The 6,396-nt window shown below is 57.9% G+C and carries 8 protein-coding genes; 5 read left to right on the top strand and 3 right to left on the bottom strand.

Features of this window, described 5'->3' with window-relative positions:
* Window positions 1-123: 123 nt before the first annotated feature.
* The 3 genes from LJE63_10365 to LJE63_10355 form a co-directional block, all read right to left on the bottom strand.
* The gene (locus LJE63_10365; protein ID MCG6907016.1) at window positions 124-1,416 is read right to left on the bottom strand and encodes an O-antigen ligase family protein; all 1,293 of its coding nucleotides are present in this window, start codon (window positions 1,414-1,416) and stop codon (window positions 124-126) included.
* Between the two features lie 6 nt (window positions 1,417-1,422).
* Window positions 1,423-2,535, bottom strand: a complete 1,113-nt coding sequence (locus LJE63_10360; GenBank protein ID MCG6907015.1) for a glycosyltransferase family 9 protein — start codon at window positions 2,533-2,535, stop codon at window positions 1,423-1,425.
* 194 nt (window positions 2,536-2,729) lie between these two features.
* On the bottom strand, window positions 2,730-3,047 hold the full coding sequence (locus tag LJE63_10355; protein MCG6907014.1) for a hypothetical protein: 318 nt from the start codon (window positions 3,045-3,047) through the stop codon (window positions 2,730-2,732).
* A gap of 420 nt (window positions 3,048-3,467) precedes the next feature.
* On the opposite strand from LJE63_10355, the gene LJE63_10350 reads away from it, so the two are divergent.
* From LJE63_10350 to gmk, 5 genes are all read left to right on the top strand, one after another.
* Window positions 3,468-3,641 carry a Trm112 family protein gene (locus LJE63_10350; GenBank protein ID MCG6907013.1) on the top strand — a complete coding sequence of 58 codons (174 nt, stop codon included), beginning with the start codon at window positions 3,468-3,470 and terminating at the stop codon, window positions 3,639-3,641.
* Between the two features lie 39 nt (window positions 3,642-3,680).
* The gene (locus tag LJE63_10345) at window positions 3,681-4,208 is read left to right on the top strand and encodes a DUF4416 family protein (GenBank protein ID MCG6907012.1); all 528 of its coding nucleotides are present in this window, start codon (window positions 3,681-3,683) and stop codon (window positions 4,206-4,208) included.
* A complete protein-coding gene (locus LJE63_10340) occupies window positions 4,201-5,082 on the top strand; it encodes a YicC family protein (protein MCG6907011.1) in 882 nt (293 codons plus the stop codon). The genes LJE63_10345 and LJE63_10340 overlap by 8 nt, the downstream gene beginning before the upstream one ends.
* Window positions 5,083-5,097: 15 nt before the next feature.
* On the top strand, window positions 5,098-5,361 hold the full coding sequence (locus tag LJE63_10335) for a DUF370 domain-containing protein (GenBank protein MCG6907010.1): 264 nt from the start codon (window positions 5,098-5,100) through the stop codon (window positions 5,359-5,361).
* A gap of 99 nt (window positions 5,362-5,460) precedes the next feature.
* Window positions 5,461-6,075, top strand: coding sequence for a guanylate kinase (gmk, locus tag LJE63_10330; protein MCG6907009.1), 615 nt, complete (start codon window positions 5,461-5,463; stop codon window positions 6,073-6,075).
* Window positions 6,076-6,396 lie beyond the last annotated feature (321 nt).

The following is a 6,396-nucleotide window of genomic DNA, read 5'->3' as shown; positions in this document are numbered from 1 at the left end:
GAGAGCACCGTGTCGCCGACCGCCGTGGTCGAAATGGCCAAAATGCGGGCAAAATTTCTCTGGGAGGGATCCGCCGTTGGCCGGGGGGTGAAACCCAGGAGAAATCGCAGCAGGGTGTAAGACTTACCCATCACCGGAGGTCCTTTGAGCGGATTCCGAGGATGCTCTGTATTGAAGTGCCAATCCAACGGCCATTCCGAGGATGATCCAAAAATTAAACGCCGAACCGTGGCGATACATGTCGCTGAATTGGATCCTGACAAAAAAGGCAGTCATGTACAAAAGAGTGGCCTTCAAGAAGTAGGTTTCAAGGTTGTCGGACGCGATCCGGATTGCCCGCCAAACGGTCTTGAATTGCGCCCAAACCAGGTAGGTGAAGGCCAGCAGACCTTGGAGTCCTAAAAAGACGGCCATGTTGACGAAGACGTTGTGGGCATCTGAGATATCAAATTTTTCTATGGTTTGAAATCTCTCTTCGATAATTTTGATGTTCTTCCGGCCGTAACCAACGCCTGTAAAGGGGTGCTCCTTTAAGTACTCCCAAAAATACTTGACACCGAAAACCCGGATTTGGGTGCTGTCGTTGCCTCGGGTGTAATCTTCGGAAAAATTTAGCCTCATTATTTTGGACCAGTCCTCATGAACGAGCTTTGATTTGATGGGGGTGGCGAAAATGAATATCACCGTGCAGATTGAAACCGCCGAGGAAACCCGTATGAACTTTCTCCGGTCGTTTTTGAAAAGCGCAAAATGCAAAACAAGCGCAAACAGCAACCCCAAAAGGGCCCCGCGTTGGTCCGCCACGAAAAGCATGAAAAAATTGAGGGCGGTCAGGGTTGAAATCAGGAGGAAGACACCCGGTTTTTTGACGTGAAAAAAGGCGGTGAAGGAAAATATGGCGGCAAAGAGAAAATAAGTCGCGCCATGGGATTTTCCGATGCTCAGAAATTCTCCTATGGCAAAAGAACTCAAGAATTTTTCTAAAACAAAACCGTTCGCATAGAATTGGAATAGATAAATTAAGATAGACGCGATATTGGAGGCCAAAAACAACAGGATTAAAACGGGAAGATTTTTTTTATTGAAGGTCAAATCCACCGCCACAAAAAACAAGACCGTGTAGGATAGAAATTCCCGATAAAGATTTTTAAATGAATATTCAATATCCAAACAGAAAAAAAAAGAGATGATGATGGTGATAAAAAACAGGCCCAAGGGAAGCAACAAAGGGTTGTCCCTCAATGATGAAAAGCCCATCATGAAGCGGTGCCAGAGCCATCCCACAAAAGCGAGAGCGATTCCAATCAGTTCTATGGATTTTGTGTGGTCCAATGGGATGCTGAAAATTACCAGGGCAAGACCGAGTACCATCAGGAGTTCGTGGATCGCGAAGTCGTGTTTTCTCGGCTCGGGCATGGGTGCTTAACGCGGGTTCCGGTTGTCGATCATCTCCACCGCTTTTTGCAGAACATCCTGCGGCGTGATCTCATTGATATGGTCGCTTTTTTTGATGGCCCGATTGCGGGGGCCCCAGGGCCCCCACACGATCGGGTCTGACCCGCCGAAAAGGGTCAGGGTGGGAATCCCCAGGGCGGCGGAGAGGTGGTTGGGGGCCCCGTCGACGGTCACGAAAAGCTGGCATTTCTGCTGCAAAGCGCCGACCTCTTTAATCGTGCTGGTCTCGATGGCGTGGCACCCCGCGCCCCCCGCAGCCGCCAGGCCGAGGGCCTGGCTGCGGTCATCCGGGGCATGGGTGATGATGTGGCAGGCGTTGGGGTATTTTTCTCGGAGCAGGTGAATCAACTTCGAAAAATTGTCCATCGACCAGCAATTCACCCTATCCCGATTGCTGATGTGATACCCGATACCGGGGAACCCCGCGATCCCCAGGCGTTTTGCCTGAGATTCTGCAAAAAGCCGGCTGGACGCATCGATTTTGACCTTTGGAAAAGGCTTTGCCAAGTCGATTCCGATCGAGCGGACGACATCCAGGCTTCTTTCCACTTCATGCTTGTGGGATCGGGGATTTGCCGCCGGGATATTGTAGAAGAAGGTGAGATGGCGGTAGCGCTTTCGCTGGGGGATATGCCCCAGCCGGTATGGGGCGCCGGACGCATAGACGATCTGTCCCTGGCGGCGGCTGAAATGGGAGCGCAGACCGATGGCAAGGTCGAAACCTTTGGCCCGCAATGATTTCAAAAAACGGTACTGCTTCCAAGCGGACAGGTAGCGACGGCCATGGGTGCTGTGTTTGTGCTTGGGGTAGTGCAGAATGTGATCGATAAAGGGATTGCCCTCCGCGATTTGGGCATTGTAGATAGAGGCCACAAGGGTTGTCCGGGCGTCCGGCAGGGCCTTTTTCAACGCCTCGAAAACCGGCAGCGAGCAGATCAAATCCCCGATGTGGTCGTCCCGGACCACCAGAATTTTTCTGATATCCTTAAAAAAGCCCTCCAGCGGGCGGGTTGGGCGTCGGGGGCGGCCATACAACATGGCGCAGGCAGCAGCAGAAAATAAGGTTTTGATCTTTTGCATCGCCCGTACTGATTCCCCCGCGGGAGGCGGCGGCATTTTCCGCCAATCGGATCATGCTGACCGCTCCAATGGCATGACCGCATCCTGACCCCGATTCTTCTTGCCGACTGGAGAACAGGGGCCGGTACCATGGCCCCCTTCCCTAAGGTTCTTTGATGAAGTAATCGGAAATGACCCCATCAAGCGGTTGCACTTTACCGCGTAGTGGCGCAATCCTTGCCGAAATCCAGGCAGGAGCGGTCGGTAAAATTCTGCATGCCGGATATGTCGGCACGGTCAATATATCCCAACCGGGCGGTCAAGGGGTAGACGTCCGTATCGGGGAACGGGTAGAAGAAGGTCCAGCGGTAGCGGCCGGGTTGGGCCTCGGCCATCAGCCGGATGGTGTCCAGGAGATCCTCGCGGGTTTCCCCCGGCAGATCGATCATAAGAAACACAGAGGTGCGCAGGCCATGGGTTTCGGTGGTTTGAATCGCCTTCTGGATTGCGGTACTGGATATGTGCCGGCGCATGACCTTCCTTCAAATGCGTTTGTTGCCGCTTTCGACGCCGAGCGTGACGATCCGGCAGTTGGTCTGGACCAGCTATCACGCCCGGCCCGCGTCAAAAAAATTGACTTCACAAAAGCCTGAGCCGGACCGCAAGACAAGCAAAATATGCAATTATTTTTTACCGAAGCCCTTATAGCCGATTGCCGGCTTCGAGTCAAAATCAGTTCGTTTCCGTGGTTTGCGGCCTTTGCAACGCTTCTAAGGTCCGGTCGGATTGGGCAGGTCTTGCGCTGGCAGGGGCCGCGGACCCCAAGTCGGCTTTCATGGCCGCCCAGCCTCGCGGTTTTCGGGTTTTGTTTTGCATGCCGTCGCCAGGTCTGCTATAGGAAGCCAACCATGACAGACCCGATCCACAACCGACGCCACAGGAGCCAAACCGTTATGCCGATTGAACCGGACCTGCTGGAGATTCTGGCCTGCCCCAAGTGCAAGGGGCCGATCAAACTCAACGAGGCCGGTGACGGGCTGGTCTGCGAGGCCTGTCGCCTGGTGTATGAAATCCGGGACGATATCCCCATCATGCTGGTCGAAGAGGCCAGGCCGCTCGATGACTGACGGTTGTCGCCGCTGCCGCTCTTCGCAGGGGGCGCGGTCATGAGCCGACCCCGGCCGCCGGCCCCCGCCAAACTGGTGGTCAGCCTGATCATGCGGGAAAGGGAGCTGCTGCCGCAACTGGCCGTCGCGCTGGAGGGGCTTTTCGGGCCGCTGGAGACTGTCAGCCGCTGGCTTGCCTTTGATTTTACCGCCTACTATGAAGCCGAAATGGGGCGCCCCCTGGTGCGCCGCATGCTGACCTTCAAAACCCCGGTGGCCCAGGATCACCTGGCCGACATCAAGCTCGCCACCAACGATCTCGAGGCGCGCCATCTCACCGATGGGCGGCGGCGGGTCAACATCGACCCGGGGCTGCTTGTGCCGGCGCGCTTCGTGCTCGCAAGCGGCAAAGATTTTACCCACCGGATCTATCTGACCAAAGGGATCTACGCCGATTTGACCCTGATATACACCCAGGGCGCTTTTCAGCGCCTCCCCTGGACCTACCCCGATTACGCCGGGGAAACCCTGCTGGGGTTTCTGCAACAGGTCCGCCGGCGCTATCAACTGGAAATCAAAGATGATTAACAGCATGACCGCCTTCGCCCGGGCCGAGCAAACCGTGGAGGCCCTGACCGTCGGCGTTGAAATTCGAACTTACAACAGCCGGCATCTGGATGCCGTCCTGCGCCTGCCCCACGGCTACCACCCGCTGGAAGACAAGATCCGCGCGCGTCTTTCGCAGCACCTGGCCCGGGGGCGGGTGGAGCTCAAACTGACCCTGCGGGATGCCTCCGAAGCCGCCAACGCCTTCGAGGTCAACCTTCCCAGGGCCGCGGCCTACTGCGATGCCCTGCGCCGGCTGAAGGCCGCCTTGGACCTGCAGGGGGAGGTCGGCCTTGAGCTCTTGGCCGCAACCCCGGAGCTGATCAAACCGGCCGAGGCGGCCCGGGATCTCGAAGCGGACTGGGCAGTGATCGGTGCCGTGATCGATCAGGCGCTGGAGACCCTGGTTGCCATGCGGCGCGCCGAAGGCCGCTTTCTGGCGGACGATTTCCGGGAGCGTCTGGCGCGCATCGAAGCCTGGCTGGAGCAGATCGCCCAGGCCTCCGGCGGCCTGCTGGACCACTATCAAGCCCGGCTGAGGGAACGGATCGCAGCCCTGACCCAGGGCCTCGTGGAACTCGACCCGGCCCGCATCGCCCAGGAGACCGCCTTTCTGGCAGACCGCAGCGACATCTCCGAGGAGATCGTGCGCGCCCGCAGCCATATTCAGCAGTTTCGCGCCGCCATGGCCGCGGCCGAGCCCGGGGGGCGCAAGCTGAATTTTCTGCTGCAGGAATTCGGCCGCGAATTCAACACCATGGGGTCCAAAACCGAAAAGGCAAGCGTCGCCCACCTGGTGGTGGAGGTTAAGTGCGAACTTGAAAAAATAAGGGAACAGGTCCAAAATGTGGAATAGGCTGCGGGAGGTGCGATGGAACAGACCCTTTTGAATATCGGTTTTGGCAGCACCGCGGTGGTCGAACGGGTGGTGGCCATTGTTTCCCCCAACTCGGCGCCCATGAAGCGTCTGAAGGATGAGGCGCGCGAGGACCGGCGCCTGATAGACGCCACCCACGGCCGCCGGACGCGCTCGATCATCATCATGGACAGCAACCACATCATTCTTTCGGCGATTCAGGCGGAAACCATCTCCCAGCGCTTTTTGAGCCTCAAGGACTCCCAGGCGGCCAAATAGCCCGCCGCCGTCCGCGGTTGCGGCCCGCGGGCGTTTGACATGGGCCGGGTCTTGAAAGCCAGCGCGGATCCGGGGGGGCGGGCCGCCCGGGTTTGGATTATGACAAGCGATCAAACGCCACCAGAACATCGCGGGGAGCCGCCGTTTAACCGTCGCCGGGGGACGCTTTTCATCCTTTCGGCACCCTCCGGTGCCGGCAAAACCACCCTCTGCCAGGCCCTGCGGGAGCGCTTTCCGGCCCTGAAATACTCCGTTTCGGCCACCACCCGGTCGCCGCGCAAGGGAGAGCGCGATGGGGTGGATTATTTCTTTATCTCCCGCGAAGATTTCTGCGCACGCCTCGAAAAAGGCGGCTGGGCCGAGTGGGCGGAGGTTTACGGAAACTATTACGGGACCTCGGCGGCCTTTCTGGACCGGGCCCTGGCCGCCGGCGAGGACGTTCTGCTGGATATCGATGTCCAGGGAACCCGCCAGATTCTGCGGATGTACCCGGACTGCGTCACGATTTTCATCATGCCGCCGTCCCTTGAGGCCCTTCGCGAACGGCTGGAAAAGCGCGGCACTGACAGCCTCGAGGTGATCGAAAAACGGCTGGTTAGCGCCCGCGAAGAGATGGCCCAAAAGGACCTTTACCGCCACGTGGTGGTCAACGACAGTCTGCCCGAGGCCCTGGCCGAGCTGACGCGGTTGGTGGCGGCGGAAGCCCATCGCTGACGGTTCCGCAAAAAGTTCAATTTCCGCGTTACGCTGCATCTCGAAGTCGCTGCGGCGTAAAGGAGTACGTCTCACGCCGCTGAGATTTATGCGCCGTAACTTGAACTTTTTTCAAAACCGTCTGGTTTTTGACTTACCACTTTGTCATCGCTGACGCGTTCGCGAGCAAGACCGTCTGGGCTTCACTGCGTCGCGGTCCTCGGCCGGGGCCCTGCCGGCCATCATGGCTTCTGGGAGGCAGCTCTTTTGGGGCGGCGCCGCCGTCTTTTCGCAGGAAATCTTCGTCATGGCCCAGACCGAGGTGCTCTACGGCATTCACCC

Source organism: Desulfobacteraceae bacterium, from assembly GCA_022340425.1.
Lineage (GTDB): Bacteria > Desulfobacterota > Desulfobacteria > Desulfobacterales > JAABRJ01 > JAABRJ01.
The sequence above is the reverse complement of the archived record's forward strand: the minus strand, read 5'-3'. Positions and strand labels throughout refer to the sequence as shown.